The sequence below is a fragment of the Aquabacterium sp. genome, assembly GCF_021768455.1.
GTDB lineage: Bacteria > Pseudomonadota > Gammaproteobacteria > Burkholderiales > Burkholderiaceae_C > Aquabacterium.
The window spans coordinates 22,478-38,540 of the sequence record NZ_JAIZVX010000018.1; the positions used below are offsets into that span (position 1 = coordinate 22,478).

At 60.7% G+C, this 16,063-nt stretch carries 19 protein-coding genes; 9 read left to right on the forward strand and 10 right to left on the reverse strand.

The window, feature by feature from the left end; genetic code table 11:
* Positions 1 to 65 precede the first annotated feature (65 nt).
* The 3 genes from QZ994_RS04310 to QZ994_RS04320 are packed head-to-tail and all read left to right on the forward strand — an operon-like array spanning position 66 to position 3,831.
* Positions 66 to 950, forward strand: a complete 885-nt coding sequence (locus QZ994_RS04310) for a hypothetical protein (protein ID WP_290868723.1) — start codon at positions 66 to 68, stop codon at positions 948 to 950.
* Complete coding sequence (locus QZ994_RS04315; protein ID WP_290868726.1) at positions 947 to 2,917, forward strand: hypothetical protein; 1,971 nt, start codon at positions 947 to 949, stop codon at positions 2,915 to 2,917. The genes QZ994_RS04310 and QZ994_RS04315 overlap by 4 nt, the downstream gene beginning before the upstream one ends.
* 5 nt (positions 2,918 to 2,922) lie before the next feature.
* Positions 2,923 to 3,831, forward strand: coding sequence for a hypothetical protein (locus QZ994_RS04320; protein ID WP_290868729.1), 909 nt, complete (start codon positions 2,923 to 2,925; stop codon positions 3,829 to 3,831).
* 22 nt (positions 3,832 to 3,853) lie between these two features.
* Here QZ994_RS04320 and QZ994_RS04325 read toward each other — a convergent pair whose 3' ends face one another.
* Positions 3,854 to 4,993 carry a hypothetical protein gene (locus tag QZ994_RS04325; RefSeq protein WP_290868732.1) on the reverse strand — a complete coding sequence of 380 codons (1,140 nt, stop codon included), beginning with the start codon at positions 4,991 to 4,993 and terminating at the stop codon, positions 3,854 to 3,856.
* 155 nt (positions 4,994 to 5,148) lie between these two features.
* Here QZ994_RS04325 and QZ994_RS04330 point away from each other — a divergent pair, with 155 nt between their 5' ends.
* The gene (locus QZ994_RS04330) at positions 5,149 to 5,457 is read left to right on the forward strand and encodes a hypothetical protein (protein ID WP_290868735.1); all 309 of its coding nucleotides are present in this window, start codon (positions 5,149 to 5,151) and stop codon (positions 5,455 to 5,457) included.
* Positions 5,458 to 5,738: 281 nt separating this feature from the next.
* On the opposite strand, the gene QZ994_RS04335 is transcribed toward QZ994_RS04330, so the two are convergent.
* Genes QZ994_RS04335 through QZ994_RS04360 form a run of 6 tightly spaced genes read right to left on the reverse strand, consistent with a single transcriptional unit; the run spans position 5,739 to position 8,612 of the window.
* Positions 5,739 to 6,470: an Imm52 family immunity protein gene (locus QZ994_RS04335; RefSeq protein WP_290868737.1), complete on the reverse strand. Its 732-nt coding sequence runs from the start codon at positions 6,468 to 6,470 to the stop codon at positions 5,739 to 5,741.
* Positions 6,471 to 6,473: 3 nt separating this feature from the next.
* Entirely contained in the window at positions 6,474 to 7,067 is a 594-nt protein-coding gene (locus QZ994_RS04340) for a restriction endonuclease fold toxin 5 domain-containing protein (RefSeq protein ID WP_290868741.1), read from the reverse strand.
* Complete coding sequence (locus tag QZ994_RS04345; RefSeq protein WP_290868744.1) at positions 7,067 to 7,426, reverse strand: hypothetical protein; 360 nt, start codon at positions 7,424 to 7,426, stop codon at positions 7,067 to 7,069. The genes QZ994_RS04340 and QZ994_RS04345 overlap by 1 nt, the downstream gene beginning before the upstream one ends.
* Positions 7,423 to 7,908 carry a DUF4123 domain-containing protein gene (locus tag QZ994_RS04350; protein ID WP_290868748.1) on the reverse strand — a complete coding sequence of 162 codons (486 nt, stop codon included), beginning with the start codon at positions 7,906 to 7,908 and terminating at the stop codon, positions 7,423 to 7,425. Before QZ994_RS04350 ends, QZ994_RS04345 begins: the two co-directional genes overlap by 4 nt.
* Before the next feature lie 14 nt (positions 7,909 to 7,922).
* Entirely contained in the window at positions 7,923 to 8,351 is a 429-nt protein-coding gene (locus QZ994_RS04355; RefSeq protein ID WP_290868750.1) for a PAAR domain-containing protein, read from the reverse strand.
* Positions 8,352 to 8,387: 36 nt separating this feature from the next.
* The gene (locus tag QZ994_RS04360) at positions 8,388 to 8,612 is read right to left on the reverse strand and encodes a hypothetical protein (RefSeq protein WP_290868753.1); all 225 of its coding nucleotides are present in this window, start codon (positions 8,610 to 8,612) and stop codon (positions 8,388 to 8,390) included.
* Between the two features lie 408 nt (positions 8,613 to 9,020).
* On the opposite strand from QZ994_RS04360, the gene QZ994_RS04365 reads away from it, so the two are divergent.
* Genes QZ994_RS04365 through QZ994_RS04380 form a run of 4 tightly spaced genes read left to right on the forward strand, consistent with a single transcriptional unit; the run spans position 9,021 to position 13,570 of the window.
* Positions 9,021 to 9,677, forward strand: a complete 657-nt coding sequence (locus QZ994_RS04365; RefSeq protein ID WP_290868756.1) for a TnsA endonuclease N-terminal domain-containing protein — start codon at positions 9,021 to 9,023, stop codon at positions 9,675 to 9,677.
* Complete coding sequence (locus QZ994_RS04370) at positions 9,674 to 11,599, forward strand: Mu transposase C-terminal domain-containing protein (RefSeq protein ID WP_290868759.1); 1,926 nt, start codon at positions 9,674 to 9,676, stop codon at positions 11,597 to 11,599. Before QZ994_RS04365 ends, QZ994_RS04370 begins: the two co-directional genes overlap by 4 nt.
* A gap of 9 nt (positions 11,600 to 11,608) precedes the next feature.
* Positions 11,609 to 12,496, forward strand: coding sequence for a TniB family NTP-binding protein (locus QZ994_RS04375; RefSeq protein WP_290868763.1), 888 nt, complete (start codon positions 11,609 to 11,611; stop codon positions 12,494 to 12,496).
* Positions 12,497 to 12,505: 9 nt separating this feature from the next.
* Positions 12,506 to 13,570 carry a TniQ family protein gene (locus tag QZ994_RS04380; protein ID WP_290868765.1) on the forward strand — a complete coding sequence of 355 codons (1,065 nt, stop codon included), beginning with the start codon at positions 12,506 to 12,508 and terminating at the stop codon, positions 13,568 to 13,570.
* Here QZ994_RS04380 and QZ994_RS04385 read toward each other — a convergent pair whose 3' ends face one another.
* Positions 13,571 to 14,329 (reverse strand): YafY family protein, encoded by a 759-nt coding sequence (locus QZ994_RS04385; RefSeq protein WP_290868768.1) that lies wholly within the window; start codon positions 14,327 to 14,329, stop codon positions 13,571 to 13,573.
* 101 nt (positions 14,330 to 14,430) lie between these two features.
* Here QZ994_RS04385 and QZ994_RS04390 point away from each other — a divergent pair, with 101 nt between their 5' ends.
* Positions 14,431 to 14,835 (forward strand): SgcJ/EcaC family oxidoreductase, encoded by a 405-nt coding sequence (locus QZ994_RS04390; protein ID WP_290868773.1) that lies wholly within the window; start codon positions 14,431 to 14,433, stop codon positions 14,833 to 14,835.
* An 11-nt stretch (positions 14,836 to 14,846) separates the two neighbouring features.
* Here QZ994_RS04390 and QZ994_RS04395 read toward each other — a convergent pair whose 3' ends face one another.
* Both QZ994_RS04395 and QZ994_RS04400 read right to left on the reverse strand, forming a co-directional pair.
* Positions 14,847 to 15,581 (reverse strand): cytochrome c biogenesis protein CcdA, encoded by a 735-nt coding sequence (locus tag QZ994_RS04395; RefSeq protein WP_290868776.1) that lies wholly within the window; start codon positions 15,579 to 15,581, stop codon positions 14,847 to 14,849.
* Between the two features lie 37 nt (positions 15,582 to 15,618).
* Positions 15,619 to 15,996 carry a thioredoxin family protein gene (locus QZ994_RS04400; RefSeq protein WP_290868779.1) on the reverse strand — a complete coding sequence of 126 codons (378 nt, stop codon included), beginning with the start codon at positions 15,994 to 15,996 and terminating at the stop codon, positions 15,619 to 15,621.
* Between the last annotated feature and the right edge of the window lie 67 nt (positions 15,997 to 16,063).

The following is a 16,063-nucleotide window of genomic DNA, read 5'->3' on the forward strand; positions in this document are numbered from 1 at the left end:
GTAACCTCCCCATCCGCAGGAGCAAAACAAAACGTCGAAATGACATAGGCTCAAGGGGGGCGAGATTGGAAAGAGACGAGCGCCTGTTCATCGAAGGAACGGTGAGCAGAGCCAAACAACTTGTGAGGCAGCATATCTGGGCAGGCGTCGATGAGGCGCGGCTGGAGGCTTGGTACGGTCAATTCGAAGCGCGGCAAGCCTCCCTGCTCGGAGCCTGCCTGCTGGATGGATTCATATTCCGCAGCCGCGCCCAGGTTGAGGCGATTCTGCACGGCGCGCTCTGTCGGCCTGAGCTCGTGGGGCTGGCTGGCGATAGCGATCAGGCCGTGGTGCAGGCTCTCAGGGGGCGCAACGAAGCAGGCATTCGTCTCTCGCCTGTGATTCGCTTGCAGGACCCTCCTATCAAGAGTGGCACGTACGTGCTACGACGCCTATTTAAGCTTCTGCGGCTGGACCAGAAGTGGGCGACCTGGCCACAGAACCTGCATCAAATCACCGACTTGCAAATGATCATCTTCGTGGATGACTTCTGTGGCAGCGGTCAGCAGTTCTCCGACTTCGCTTTGTTCGTTGGTCTTGAGCAACTGATGGCGGCCAATCCGAACTGCCGATTCATCTATCTGACCGTTGCCGCGCACGAGGATGGCATCAAACACGTTCAAACAAAATATCCGCGTGTCGAGTTCATCGCTGGCGAGATCCTCGGCGCAGATCATCACTTCTTCAAGGGCGAGAACTTGCGAAACTTCAAAGTCGATGGGCTCGTCGAGCGGCTGCGAGCCGACTACGACCGCATCGCAAGCGAAGTCGGATTCGGGCGCGGCAAAGTTCCGGCACTCGGCTTCGAAGAGCAGGCGTTGTGCTATGCGTTCGATCACGGGACGCCGAACAACACACTACCTATTTTTTGGAATCAAAGAGACCAATGGTCTTCGCTGGTGGATCGATGAGCACGACCAATCTCGCTGCGCAAGCATTTGCGAAGAATCGGGCCGAGGAACTTGGCTTCGACCTGTGGGGCGAGTTTGTCGTCCCTCTTTACTATGACCGACTGGCGCTGGACGAAGTCCGGAAGCCATTGATTTTTGAGGGTGGCCGCGGCTGTGGCAAAACAACGCTGCTTCGATACCTATCGCATGCGACTCAGCTAAGTCCAAATCGAGAATTGACGCAGGAGACGCTGCCCAAGCAGATTGGGCTCTATCTGCGCGCGGACACCCAGCACTTGAGAACGTTCCGCGGCGAGGCATTGTCAGAGGACGATTGGCACCGGGCATTCGAGCATGATTTGTGTCTGTCGATCGCCACAGAACTCCTCAGTGCATTGCAGTTGCTGAGTTCGAACGCGCAGCGACGCCAATCGTTTCCCGGTGTCGATGCTCTTGACTTCACGGCATGGCGGGACTTCGACGCGACGGCGCCGACGACGCTCTCGGCTTTGACCCGGCACATCCGATCTGCCCGAAACAGATTCAGCATGTGGCTCAACAACCAGGACGGAGATCAGCCGCGCCCCACGTTCTTGCCACTGCGCCCTGCATTGCTTGAACTGATTAACGTTGTTCTCGAACAGCTTGACTTCATGCGTGACCGAGTGTTCTTCGTCTTCATCGACGAATACGAGAACCTCCTTGAGTACCAAATGCGTGCCGTCAACACTCGCCTGAAGCATTCCGAAGCACCGCTCATCTTCCACATCGCGACCAAGCGCAACGGCATGGTTACGCGACAAACGCTCAGCGCGGAGCAGTTGCAAGAGCGCGATGACTTCCGCACATGTGACATTGAGGAATGGGCTGAGGCCGATTTCCCGCTGTTCGCGGCCGAGCTTTTCTGCTCTCGACTGCGACGCAAAGGAATCGACGTGGGGTCTCAGGCGATCGAGCCCGGAACGTTGTTGTCGTTGACGGGCATCAAGGCACGCCTGGACAATCAAGCCTATCGACGCGAGACGCTGGAGGCGGCGCGGAAGATCTTGCCGGGGCTAAGCAACGAGAACGCGGCTCGACACGTTCTGCAGGACAAGGGCCTAAGGGGTCGCCTGCGCGACAACATCGCCACCGGACTGAAGCTGTCAGACGCGGCGTATCAACCCGATGACTTCATCCGAGAGGACTTGGCGCAAGAGGCGCTTTGTGTGCCAGCCTTGTTGCATCAGGGCAAGAAGCCCAAGGATCTACTTGTAGAGCTCGACAAGAAGGCTGAGAAGAAGACGAATCAGTTCGACACGGCCTATTGGACGCACAACTACTTCAGTGCTTCCATGTACCTGCTATTTCTTCCGTTGCCCACGCCGTGCGTGCTCTATGCCGGCTTCGATGCATTTTTGAAACTTTCCAAGGGCAACACACGGCACTTCCTGGAGTTGTGTCATCTGTCGCTGCAAGGCACGGATGTGATCGACGGCCAAGTTCAGTCTGTTGACATCAAAAACCAGGCTATGGCTGCTCGCGACGCCAGTGCCTTGTTTGTGAAGGAGACGCAAGGCTCGGGCGACTTTGGCAATCGGCTCTTTCATGTGGTCAATACACTTGGGCAGGTCTTCCGGCTCTCGCATGCTCGCCCTTCGCAGAGTGAAGCCGAGCGAACGCATTTCGCCATCAGTGGCGGGGATCTGAAACCTGACGCACAGAAGCTGCTGTCCGAGTGCTTGAAGTGGTCGGTACTCTTCGTCGCACCCGAGACCAAGGTCAAGGGCGCACGACTGGAGACCATGGACTACATTTTCAACCCGATCTATGCGCCGTATTTCGGAATCTCGTTCAACAAGGGGCGCAAGCTGGAGCTTCCCGCGTCTGCTGTTGAGACCCTGATGACGGGGCGCCACGAAGAGATGAATGCACTGGTCAAGTCCTATCAGAAGGCTTGGAAGCTGGATGGTGACGGCGATCAGTACTCGCTGTTTTCACAAGCCTGACCACCATGAAGATCAAAACGCTTTCTTCAGTCGGGCGCGAACACGACTTCGGCGGTATGCAGTGGAAGCTTGCCTATCACGGGGGTGAGCTCGACCAGAGGTCGCGCGCCGCCATCGAGATGGCGAAGGCAACGTCTTCGTCTACTATGCTGATGCAGTACCTCACCGAGCAGCCGGATCGGCTGTGCGTTGATGGCAATCTTGTCGGCAACCCCGCTGTCATGGAGCAAATGCGGCGCGCTGGCAAGGTACTCCTTGAGACCACATCCCTGGGGTTCGTCGAAGTCCTGCAGCTGCTCAAACACGCCAAGGCGGCCGGCCTCGACGGCGTGGATTGCCTGTACGTCGAACCGTTTGAGTACACCAAGGATCGTTACCTCAACTCGTCGTGGGCCAGGGAGTATTCGCTGAGCGAAAGCCGCCAACTTGAGTCGGTGCGCGGATTCACCACACCGCCTGAGCTATCCAAACACGACGCCCGCTTGGTTGCATTCCTTGGCTACGAAGCCTCGCGACTGGCCGGCGCTTGCGAGCAGAACGATGCGATCGTTGGTTGGAAGCGCTACGCAGTCTTCGGCGTGCCAGGGTATGCTCCCGGCTGGGAGATGAATGCGATGGCCAACAACATCGACACGCTGGTGCAGCGCGAATTCGAGTCTGTCCGCTACTGCGCTGCGTCAAGCGTTAGCGGCGCCTACGACCTGTTAGAAGCCATCCACCAAGAAGGACGAGCGGATCAGCCACACACTGTGGTGGCGCCATTCGGCACCAAGCCGCACGGCATTGCCTGCGCGCTGTTCCTGGTCGGGCGCTCGAGCTTTCAAGCCTCCTCGCTGATCTACGACCACCCGGGGCGCAGCAAAGGCCGCTCGTCCGAAGTTCGGCGATGGCACATGTACCGCGTCCAGTTCTGAGGCGTACAAACTGCCCGGCAGTTCAGTTCGAGAAAACTGGCATTTGCAGGAGCTCGCGCTTGGTGATGACAGAAGCGCAGACGCCCTTGGTCACGCTCTCCAACCACATCGGAAAAGCGGGATGCTGGAAAGAGCGGGCGACCCTGTCGCGCACGGACGCAGGAGCTCGGATGCGGAGAACGTGATCGGTAATGGGCGCAATGCCGCCAGCTACGATCACGGGCTCCCAGCGCACGCGCGAGCCCGTGCGGCTCAACAGAATGTCTCCGGTCTCCGCGAGGACGTCGTCACAGAAGCTCCGGCTGATCCGATCCGGCAGGTGAATCGTCGAGCCCTGGTGCCGGGACAAGTCTGTCGTGTGCAGTACGCGATGCTGTCGACGATCGGCGTCGGCCTTACAGTATCGACCCCGCGTCACGTCCACGCCCATCTGTTCGAGCGTGGGCGCGCCAATGCGATGCAGCTCGATGGCACCCCAAAAACCAGCATCAAGGCGTTGACCGGGCTCAATTGGGCCACGGTAGACGCGGGTTAGCCCATCGGTCGGGCTGAAGCGATCAATCGTGACATGGCGACTTCCTACCCGCGACGCATCGATTACCAACAGAACCGTCGAGGCTTCGGTGTCGCGGTAACGCGTGTCGTCGATGGTCACGACGCGCTGCACGCGGAAGTTGCTCAGAAGACTGCGGCGATACGGCTCGTATAGAAGCCCAGCCGCAATCGGCGAGGGCATCAACATCGCAACGAAACCTCCGCGCTGACGCGCCTCCACCAGCGCGCGCGCGAGAAACGACACTTCCAGTCGCCGCAGACCATGGCGAGACCGCACATCGGGGAACGCAATTTCCTGCCAGCGCGCATGCTCGCCATTGGGGTCAGCAGGTAGGAAGGGAGGATTGCCCAGGATTGCGAACTGACTGCGCTGCAGGTGCTTCCAACGCGGCAGCGGAAATTCAAGACCATCGGCATGCCGTAACCGCATCGGAACGCCAGCCGAACGGGCTTGTTGGATGCGGTGTGAATCGCAGTCGACGCCCAACAGTGTGGCGGGACTCTTTCGCGCTTGAAGCGCGCGAAGCAGCGCGCCGTCACCAACAGCCAAGTCGACCGCCACCCGTACGCTCGACGGGACAGCTCGTGCCACGAGTTTGGCGATCATCGCGGGCGTCATGTGCTGCCCTAGCGCGTCGTTGAACTTGTCGTTTCGATCCATTGTTTGATAATATCAACAATATGAGCAGAACGCAAAGGCCCGCCGACGCGGCCCAACAAATTTCGAGGCGCCTATTGTCGCTGCTGACAGACGACCTCAACATGACGCTGTCGGACGCGTCACGCGCGATGGGCTACGCTACTCCAGCCACGCTGCAGTCTGTGAAGAAAGGCAAGACGCTTCCGGATGCCGCACGGCTAAGCGCGTTCGCGACAAAGTTCGCGCAAGAGACGGGCTGTGAAGTCAACCTCCACTGGCTACTGACCGGCAGGGACGGCCCCTTCTTGGAGGATCGGCGGCCTAGGCGAACGGCATCCAAGCTAGATATCGATATTATCGATAGGGCAATGAAGCTTGATGTGGCGGCGAAACGCGCACTCTTGGTGCTTTTGACCGCTCGCGAGACATAAGCGCGAAGGATATTGAGGCGGCTACGATCTTTCAACTCGGCCTCATCTGGAGGCGACCGGACAAGCGTCGACACGACCTTCGGAGGATTGAGACCACGCAGCGAAGCAGAGAGAGTTCGCGCTGAACGGCATCACTGAATGTGCGCTACCTGTAGCCGACGGTATCCGCTATGCAGACCAGGCAGGAGAGATCAGTCGGAGGACTCGCCTAAGACCGCCTGCATCCCCGACCTACCCAAATGCGGGCCATAGGTGTTGCACCCATTCCCCGCCGTCAGTTCTCAATGTCCCGCAGGCCTCAGCAGCTGCACAAACGTCGGCAACAACTCCAAGTCAACCAGCCGAGTTTCAATCGCATGCGCGATGTCGGTGTGCTCGCGGTTCTTTTCGTTAAAAACCGCATCGATCACCGAAACCAGGATGGTCCCCTCCGCCCCGCCATCCTGCGCAACCGGGATGACCGCACGAGCCTCCGGTACGTCTTTGATGCTGAGCTTGACCGGCAAGTAGATCATCCAGCCGACACCGACCCGGTCGTCGTAGACCAGTTTGTAGGTGGTCGGCTCGTAGACATAGGCGCACACGGGCTTGTAGGTCTGAGCCAGCAGGGCCAGGGTGGCGGCCACTTGCCGGTAGTTGCCCAATCGGCACTCGTTCGCGAGCTCGCCAAAGTGGAGCGTCATCTCACTGGCATAAGGGCCCGTCGAAACCGAGAGCGTCATCGTCGCCCCCTTGCTGGACTCCTCCATGCCGTTCCACAGCCCGATGACAGGGGCAGATCTGAACCGCTGATTGATGATGGCCAGCGCCGCGTCGCGGCCATTCATGCCTGCGCTGAACGCCGAGAAGCGCGATGCGTCTTCCAGGGAGTCGCCCTGCAAAAGCCACTCATTGAAATCAGGGTGCTGCGCAGCGAGAAAACCCGCCACCCCCTCCAAAGACTGCAAGGCTTGTGCGGCATCCAAGAGACCGGTGTCCTTGGGCGGATGAAAGAGCGCTTCGATATTGAACATGGGTCACGGCTGATAGATGGGCTGGAGCGGAATCATGCGGCGCAGCGCGGGCGCCATGTACTGATACGCCAGTGGGGTTTGAAAGTACCAGTGCAGGCGCGCCGGCGCACCTTGCAGTGCGGCCATGGCCTGTGCCCGCGCTTGCGGAAGCATCTTCGTCTCGAATGACCCGTACCAAGCCTTCGGAGCAATGCCGCCGCTGGGGTGCTGCTCCAGGAATTGGTCGTACTCTGCTTTCGCTTCCACAAGCAGGCATTCTGCTGACTTGAACCCGTCAAAGTCGAGTCCTGAGAACTGCCATTCTGTGCTCGGGGCAAAGCCGGTGACCTTGGCCTGATATGCGCGCGAGTTCTCACTCATGTTCCAGTTGCGCTCAACCAGCTTTCCACAGTCTGGCGGGCACTTCTGGCACGACTTGGTTTCAGCCTTGGGTGCCGTTTGTGCCACAGGGTCCGCCTTGGCGTCAGCCGCTTCGCGCTGCCGCTTCTTGACCTCCTCCGATACCACCACAGCAGTGCCCGCAGCCGTGGTGACACCCAAGGCCACCAACAGCGCGTTGACCGCAGATTCCAGCAGCGGCAAACCAAGAGCAGCCATCAGCTTTCCTCCTCATCAGATTGCTCGTGCAGCCCCAGCTTGTGCCCGAGTAGCGCCATGAAGTCTTTCCACCGCTGCTCGGCAGGCACGCCTGGCTTGCTCAACCACGCATTGACGGCCGGCGCGAGATAGAAGCCTGGTGCCCACGCAGCCTGGTGAAGAAACTGCGTGCGCACGCCAGATTCGGACAAGCCCAGCTCGAGCGCGTGCCGGTTCGCTTCCTGTAGTCGCTCAGCAAGACCTGGCTTGCTCGCAATCTCTGGAAACTTGCGAACCAAATCGACGTGCACACGACGCACGAAGTCTTCCTGCTCGCCAGCATGAAGCTGCGCCAGTTGAGTTGCATCCAGTTCAATCACTGCCCTCTCCCCACATGGAAAGCCTGTCCATCGACCATGAAATGCCATTCGTCGATGTGTTCAAAAAACGTTTCCCGTTGATCCGGCCTCAACGTCAACGCCAGTCGCCGCAGCACACGTGGGTCGTGATACCTGATCAACGCGACCTTCCCATCAGGGAGCCGCATGTCAAGCTTGTTCTGAAGCAACTGCACCAGGCCTGGGAAAGGAACGGCGGTGATCAGCCAACTGCACACAGGCGCCACCAACTCTGCATCGGCCAAGGCACTGCAAAGATCATGCTGCGCTTGAACGTCAATGAGCCAGGGCCCGGCGTGGGCAAGCGGCTCATCTGGCGTACCCAGGAAGAGGGCCACGCCTTGCTCCGCCGTCAAAACCTGGCCAAACGCAGCCTCGTGCTGTAAGCCGTCCACCAGCGCAAAAAGGTGGGCGAACGGGTTGGTGCGGCGCACGCGTTCAAGCGCCTCAAGGTATCTGTCCACGGCCGGCTCGCTGCTCAGTCTCGAACGACCATCGTGGCGCCTTGCTGTGCAGCCTTCTTCAGGCACTCCAGGCAGATGGACGGCGCCTGCGCGGCGATCGGCGCGCCAGAGGCCAGCGTGGCAAGTGATGGCGCAGTTGATTCTGTCGCCGCGCTTTCGCTGCCGCCTCCGCCGCCATCTGCACCCCAAGTCGCCAGGACCTGACTTGCGATCAAGGTTGCGCCGCATTCGGTCTTGTCACCGTGGCGGGCCAGCGCCTGACCCATGCCCGTCATGTCGGGTGCACCAGTGGCGATGGAGAAGGTTCCCCGACACTTTCGGCAAACCACCTTGTCGCCGACGCGCGCCACAGGACGACCGTTGACCGTCCATGTCATGTCGGCCGAGATGACGGTGCCACCATGGCTGGTGGTGTCCCCGAGTGTGATGAAGGCTTGTGACATCGCCTCACTCTATGTGTGCATGGTGGCGGGCACGTTTCAGGTTGTTTCACGAGGAGCATCAGGCTGGCCCTTCGCATTGCAACCGCGCGCAGACATCTGCGCAACCTGCGTCTCCAGATCGCGAACCCGCTCGGTCATTTGCTGCGCATCCTTCAGCAACCGCGCCACGGCATACCAGTACGCGTATCCCAGGTCACCCTCGGCCAAAGCGAGCTCGTGCAGCTTCCTCAGCGCAATCGACAAATCCAATGGTTCGCTCATCACACGCCTCCTGATCGGTACTCGGGAGCAGACGTCGCAGCCCTTTGACAAGCACGCCACAGTATGTACACTAATTCACACATGCGCGAGAAGTACTGTCGTGTCGACCACCGCCACTTGCAGGAGCTGCGTACCATGTCAGTCACCAAGACACAGTTTTGGCAGTCTCTCCGCCAACCCTTCTTGACAGGGTTCTGGCAAGGATTCGATCGGATGCTGGCGCCCGTGCGCTGGCTTCTGCGAAAGCCCTGAGCGCAGGGCTGAGCAACACAGGGTCGGATCGGCTTTGAAACCGATCGCAGTACCGCCGCCTCGCGGATGACCCTGACCACGCCCCATGGCCGTGATGCACGCCGAGAGCCACCAAGGCGCTCGACCCATTCACTTCCCTACCAGGAGCGACAGGTCATGCCCGTCCGAAAGATCCCCCGAAACCACCTGAAGGTCACCGGTGCCTTCGCCACAACCAAGGCCGACCGCTCGGTCGCCTTTGAGTCACTCCTTGAGCGCGAGTACATGCTGCTGTTGGAGTTCGACGACCGCGTCGCATCGATTGAAGAGCAGCCTGTGCGGGTGCCAGTGCCCGGCGTGCCACAAGGCTACGTGCCTGATGTCTTGGTCCGCCACCACCCCATCGCTCCCGGAGCCGCACCAGAAGTGCTGCTGGTTGAGGTGAAGCACACCTCAGACCTCGCGAAGAACGAGGAGAAGTACAAAGCCAAATTCGAAGCTGCCGAACGGTACGCCGCGGAGCGCAACTGGCGCTTTGTCATCGTCACGGAGAAGGACATCCGCACCCCTCGTCTGTCCAACCTGTTCTACCTGAAGGGCTATCGAAGAAACCCCATCCATGAGCGCCATGCACAGGTGATCAAGGACTGCCTTCGAGCGGGCGGCGACAAAACAATCGGGGAGTTGTTGAACAAGGCCTGCTCGGTATCCGGGGAAGAGCCGCTCGCGCTGACCAGCACAGCGTGGACCCTGATCGCCCACAAGCACATCAAGGTTGATTTGGACGCCCCCCTGAACCTGGCGACCAAGGTTGTCCGAGGAGCCTGCAAATGAAGACGGCACGCACGAACAAATTCGTGATGGACCTGCGCAAGGGCGCGGTCATCGAGCAGAACGATCAGCGCTACGTCATCACGCACACGCTGAGCGTGACCCAGATGATGGTCAGGCACGTGACGACAGGCGAGTCTTTGATCATCGATGTCTCAAAGATGGAGCCACCAAGACCCGCCACGGCAGCGTCCCAACCTCAACAGGATCGCGACCTGCAGGAAGTCGATGAGGGCGACTGGGCTCAGGCTGAGGTTCTTCGCGACGCGATCGAACAAAGTCTGGTGGCCAACCATGGGTCCGCTTCGTACGAACGCCTCGCCCAGTCTGTGGCGGTTTCACGCGCGAAGTTCTACAAGCTCAGAAAGCAATACCTGGAGAGCGGGCGACTGCTTTCCAGCCTCCTTCACCCAAGGCGAATTGGTGGAAGAGGAAAAAGCCGGCTGCCTGACGCGGTTGCAGCCATCGTCAACGACAGGATCAAGAACTTCCACCTCACCAACCAACAGCCATCTGACGCTGCGCTCATCAAGGAGATTCGGCGGAACTGCAGCAATGCAGGCCTGCCCTTGCCCGCTCGCACCACGGTTCTTCGCCACCTACAGTGGATCGATCAACGTGAACGGATCAGCAAGCGCAGGGGGGCATACGCAGCGACGCAGCGGTTCGACCCGATTGATGGCAGTGTGCCCCGTGCCGACTGGCCTCTGGCTGTGGTTCAGATGGATCACACGCCACTGCCGGTCATCATCGTTGACGAGAAGTACCGCAAACCGATCAACCGAGCCTGGATCACGGTGGCCATCGACTGCTTCAGCCGCGTCGCGCTTGGCACCTATGTCTCTTTGGATGCCCCGTCGACCATGTCTGCGGGCCTGTGCATGGGCAACTGCATCCTGCCCAAAGAGAAGTGGCTGCAAAGCATCGCACCCAACGATGGCATTGAGTGGCCCTACTACGGCACGCCTGAGCGGCTTCACATGGACAACGCCAAAGAGTTCCGGGGCAACATGCTTCAACTGGCAAGCAGGGAGTATCAGTTCGACCTGGAGTTCAGGCCCGTCAAGAAGCCCAACTACGGAGGTCACATCGAGCGCCTGATGGGAACACTCAGCGAGGCCCTCAAAGTCGCCCCGGGGGCAACGTTCGCCAACCCGGATCAACGTGGAGAGTACGACTCGGAGGGCCGCGCGTGCATGACGCTGGCTGAACTTGAGCGATGGCTGGCCCTGACTTTCGCTGCCTACCACCTGGAGCCTCACAGCGCCCTGGGCACATCGCCAAACGAGAAATGGCGACAGGGCATCTTCGGAACGGACAGTCGTCCGGGGCGCGGCATCCCGCCAAGGTTCGTGGACGACGAGCTCGTTCGCATCGACTTCATGCCTTTTGAAGAACGAACGATCCAGGCCTATGGCGTGTCGATGGACCTCCTCTACTTTCACGACGTCCTGCGCAGCCGGATCGGGCTGACCGTCTCAGGGCGCAACAAAGCGGCACCAACATACCGCTTTCGTCGAGACCCGAGAGACATCAGCCACATCTACTTCTTCGATGAAGAGACGCGCAAGTACATCGCCATCCCGTACAAGGACAGCAGCCACCCGCCAGCCAGCATCTGGGAATGGCGGGCTGCGGTCAAGCTTTGCAAGGAGCAAGGCATCTCGACGAAGAACGAGCGCGAGGTCTTCCGCCTCATCAACCTCCAGCGCGAACAAGCCAACGAAAGCGCAGAAAAGACCAAGGCCGCACGTCGCACGCTGCAGAAGCTGGCTGAACACACCAAAGTCCGAGCTCAAAAGCACAAGGAATTACCACAAGCCTTTGAGGCACAGGTGCCCGCAGATGCGAATCAGGCCGCAGCGCCACACGAGGATGGCTACGCTGCCAAGCGGGAACTCATCCTCCCCTTCACCGATGACTAAGGGGGAAACATGCACGATCATCTTTCCCCATCGGTCGTTCCGCTCCTGTCCGAGCCCGACGACATCCGCATCGAGCACATCCAGAAAGGCGCCTGGCTAGGGCTCGAAGACGCGATGGCAGCGCTGAAGCGGATGGATGCGATGCTTCATCATCCAACCGTGCCTCGGATGCCGAACCTGCTGCTGGTCGGCCCATCGTTCAGCGGCAAGACGTCCATCCTCCACAAGTTTGTGTCAAATCACTTGCCAAACCAGGCCCCCGAAAGGGAGGCCACGGTCTGCCCGGTGGTCATGGTGGAGGCCCCTCCGAAGCCAGACATCAGCGACTTCTACAGCCGAATCCTGGATGCCATGTTCGCCCACGTGAGGCACACGGCCTCACCCCACCAGAAGTACTTTCAGATCAAACAGCTGTTTCGAGAGCTGTCGGTGAAGATGCTCATCATCGATGAAATCCATCACCTGGTCGCGGGCAGCATGGCCCGGCAGCGGGAGTTCCGCAACGCCATCAAGAGCCTCGGTAATGAGACCCAAGTGTCGATCGTTGCTGCGGGCATCGACGATGCGTACAACGCCATGAACCTGGATCCTCAAATGGCCAGCCGATTCCCACCGCTGGCCTTGACATCTCGGTGGGAAGGCATGAAGGCCCAACGCTTGCTGCGCAGCATCGAACGGCAGCTTCCTCTGGCAGAAGCGTCCTGGCTGTGCGATGAGGACATGACCTCCAGACTGACGGCCATGGCGGAGGGCTCTCTCGGCAACATCTGCGACCTGTGCAAAACGGCGGCCATCGAAGCCATCAAAAGTGGCAAGAAGCAGATCACGCGCAAGCAGATCGACGCCCTGGACTGGATACCTCCATCCGCCCGGCGCAAGCACCGCCCGATCCTGTGAGACAACACCATGCGGGGCCTCACGCGAACGCTTTGGCCCATCCGATACAAGCCCCTGCCGGACGAGCTGTTGTCGTCGTGGTTGATGCGGCTGGCTCACGGTCATGGGCAGAAGGTTCAGACCTTCTGCAACCTGATCTTTGGCAACCAGCGGCAAGTCTGGAACAGGGACATCGATCGGCTGGGCCCAGCTTGGTTGGTCGAGGAGTTGGCTGCATCAACGGGCACCCACCTGGACCGCGCGAGGCTCACGACGTTGCGGGGGTTCGAGGGAACCCTGTTCAGGGCATTCAAGACATCAGGCCATTTGCCCTGGATCCAGACGCTGCAGATGTACCACCGCAAGCGGGAGGGCTTTGGCATGCAGTTTTGCCCCCTGTGCCTTGCTGAAAGCAATCCACCCTACTTTCGCCGCAGTTGGCGGATCAGTTTCAAAACCGTCTGCACCGAGCATCAAGTTGCGATGCTGGATCGATGCCCTGCCTGCCAACACGCGATCGCATTCCACCGCATCGAGATGGGCAAGGCAGAGCACGATCGCCTGCCGTCCATGCGCCACTGCCATGCCTGCGGATTCGACCTGGGGGCTGCGATCGGTGTGCCGCCCAAATCCTTTCAGTGCCCCGATGCCCTGAGATGGTTGTGCGAGGTCATCCAACGACTCGATTCAGCGACAGATGACGAAATCGATGTCGATCCCGATTTGCTGTCGGTCTATCGCTACCTGGCCTCGATGATGTTCAGCAAGCGCGGCGCCGGCTTGAACGCACTCACCGCCGCAGAGATCGGTGCAGACGCCATTGCTTTCACACACGAACGGCGCTTGTCGCTGGAAGGCTCGGACTTGGCGACCAGGCACCAGATCCTGCTGCAAACCGCTTGGCTGATGCAGGACCCGGCCTCGCGCATCGAGGCCGCATGGCAGGCCAAGGCCGTCAGGTACAACCACCTGATCAAGGACTTCGAAGACATGCCTGAGTGGTATCGGACGTCTGTGATCGGCCAGATTGAGCGGCGCCCATACACCCACCGCAAGCCCAGGCGTCATCCGAGCAAGGCGTCAAGCCCAGGCTGATCAGGTTACTGGCCCATGCTTGACTCGCCTGCCGGTGTCAGCGCAGACGATGTGCTGCTCATCCGGCAATTGCTGCAGCGCGACCTTCAGGCTGGGTCTGAAGCGAACGTCAGGCAACAAGACGGGCGAGCTGATGCGGTCCATGCGGAAGGTGCGCAAGGCGTCCTTCTGAACATCGCGAGCAAGGATGTACCAGACCGGCGGCTCAACCAACAGGCCGTGCGGTTCGATCTCGCGATCCGTGCACCGTCTCTGCGCATCGGTGTAGCGAAAGCCCAGGCCGTTGCCGCCCGTGAACGCGGCTTCGAACAAGGTCAGCAACTCAGGCGGAGCGGCACCGGCCGACTGCGCCAATGTGGCGCTGGCCGGTTTGCCGACGAAGACCCGCCGCAGGAGTGCGCGCAGGGGCACTGCCCGCGCGTTCGGCAGGCTGGCCAACAGCTTGTGCAAGGCGGTCGTGGCGGCATCGCTCCAGGGCAGCACGCTCGCTTCACGCGCCAGCCTGGCGGCCATCCAAAGCGCCATCACCTCCGACAGCGACAGGTGAACGGCGGTCAGGCCACGCTCACCCTCCAACCTCACGCCGCCACCGCGGCCAGCCTGCCCGGAGATGGGCAGGCCTCGCTCTCGCAATGCAGCGAGGTCGCGCATCAGGGTTCGCTCGCTGACGCCCAGCTCATCGGCCAGGTGACGCACCGACACGCCGGCCTCACCTCGCAAGCGGTCGGCCAGGTCCATCAAGCGCATCGCACGGGTCATGTCTGGTGTCAGTTTCTGTCAGGGATGGGAGGAGATTCTGCCTGTGGCGCCACGCTGCGCCCGACATCCAACCCCATTCATTCACACCAAAGGAGTTCACCATGACACAAGACACCCTCATCGAACGCGACGTGATCGCCACCGTTGAATCGCTGACCCAGGCCTTCCAGCAGTGCGACCTGCAGGCGGTGCTCGGCCATTACGACACGGACGCGACGGTGGCGTTCCAGCCTGGCATGACCGCCCGGGGCCACGGGGCCATTGCGGAGGGCTTTCGCATGGCTTTTGAGATCAAGCCGCGCTTCACCTACAGCGGACACGAGGTGTTGATCTCAGGCGATGTCGCTTTGCACATCGCACCTTGGACCATGGTCGCCACGGCTCCTGATGGCCAGGCGATCGAGGAAAATGGGTTATCGGTTGCTGTCCTGAAGCGAGCGGCTTCGGGCGCCTGGAAGCTGCTTGTTGATCACCCGCATGGTGAGCAGTTGATCGCGCACGCCTGATCCGACCGTCCTCAGATGGCGTTGCTCAGGTGCAGCCAGGCGTCGGGCAAGTGATCCAAGGCCCAGGACTCCAGCGCCTTGTCCCACCCCATCAGGATGGCCACGCCCGCCAGGGCCAGCAGCAGGGCAAAGCCCTTCTTGACTTTGTCCATGCTGCCGAGCGCCCGGTCGCGCCAGCGTTCGAAGCCTGAGCGCGAGGCGTAAGCCACAGCCACCAAAGGCAAGGCTGCCCCGAGGCCGAACACCCCCAGGATGATCGCTCCCGGCAGGGCCCCGCCTTCGCTGACGACCAAGGCCAGGGCCGAGGCCAGCAAGGGGCCGGAGCACGGGCTCCAGACCAGGCCCAGCACCCCACCAAGCAGGAAGGCGCCCTTCAAGGAGCCCGCGTCCAGACCGGCGCTGGCGTTCTGAGCCGACGTGGCCAGGGGCATGGCCCATTGGGAGAAGCGCTCGCTCCACGACGGGATCCAGAACACACCGGCCAGCAGGATCAGCATGAGCGCGCCAAACACCCGAACGTGGTCGGCGCCCAGGCCGATCGCAGGGCCCAGGGTGCCCACCAGCAAGCCGATGAGCGCGAACGCCATGGCCATGCCCAGCCCCATCGCCACAGGCGCAAGCCGGTTGCGTTGAACAGCACCCCCGACCACCAGTGGCAGCAAGGGCAACACACAGGGCGACAAGGTGGTCAGGCTGCCAGCAGCCAGGCTCAAGCCCAGCTGTGGCAAGGACAGGGCGATGGACATGGCGGTCAGGCTCCAGGCGTGGATCAACTCGTTGAGGTCAAAGGGCCGACTTGAGCGCGCGCTGAAGCGAGCCGGCCTCCGTGTCGCCAGCGAGCAAGGCTGTTTGCTTGTCACCCTTGTAGACGATGACCGTGGACTGGCTGCGCACGTTCAGAGCCTTGCGCAGCGCCTTTTCCTTGTCGTAGTCGACCACGTACAGCGTGACATCTTTGAGCTCGGGGGCATCTTTCATGCTGAGGAACGCACGCTCCTGCGCTCGACAAGTGCCACACCATGTGGCGTGGAAGTGCAGCGCCACAGGCTTGCCAGCGCTCTGCGCGCTCTTGAGCGCTTCAGCGCTGTAGGGCGTGATGTTCAGCGCAAAGGCCTGGGAGGCGACCAAGGTCAGGGCGGAGATCAACAGGGTCTTGAGCATGGTGAGGTCCTTTCGGGTTGACACGGAGGAAGTGGGTTGAGACGTCAGTCGTTGCAGGGGCGGGAAA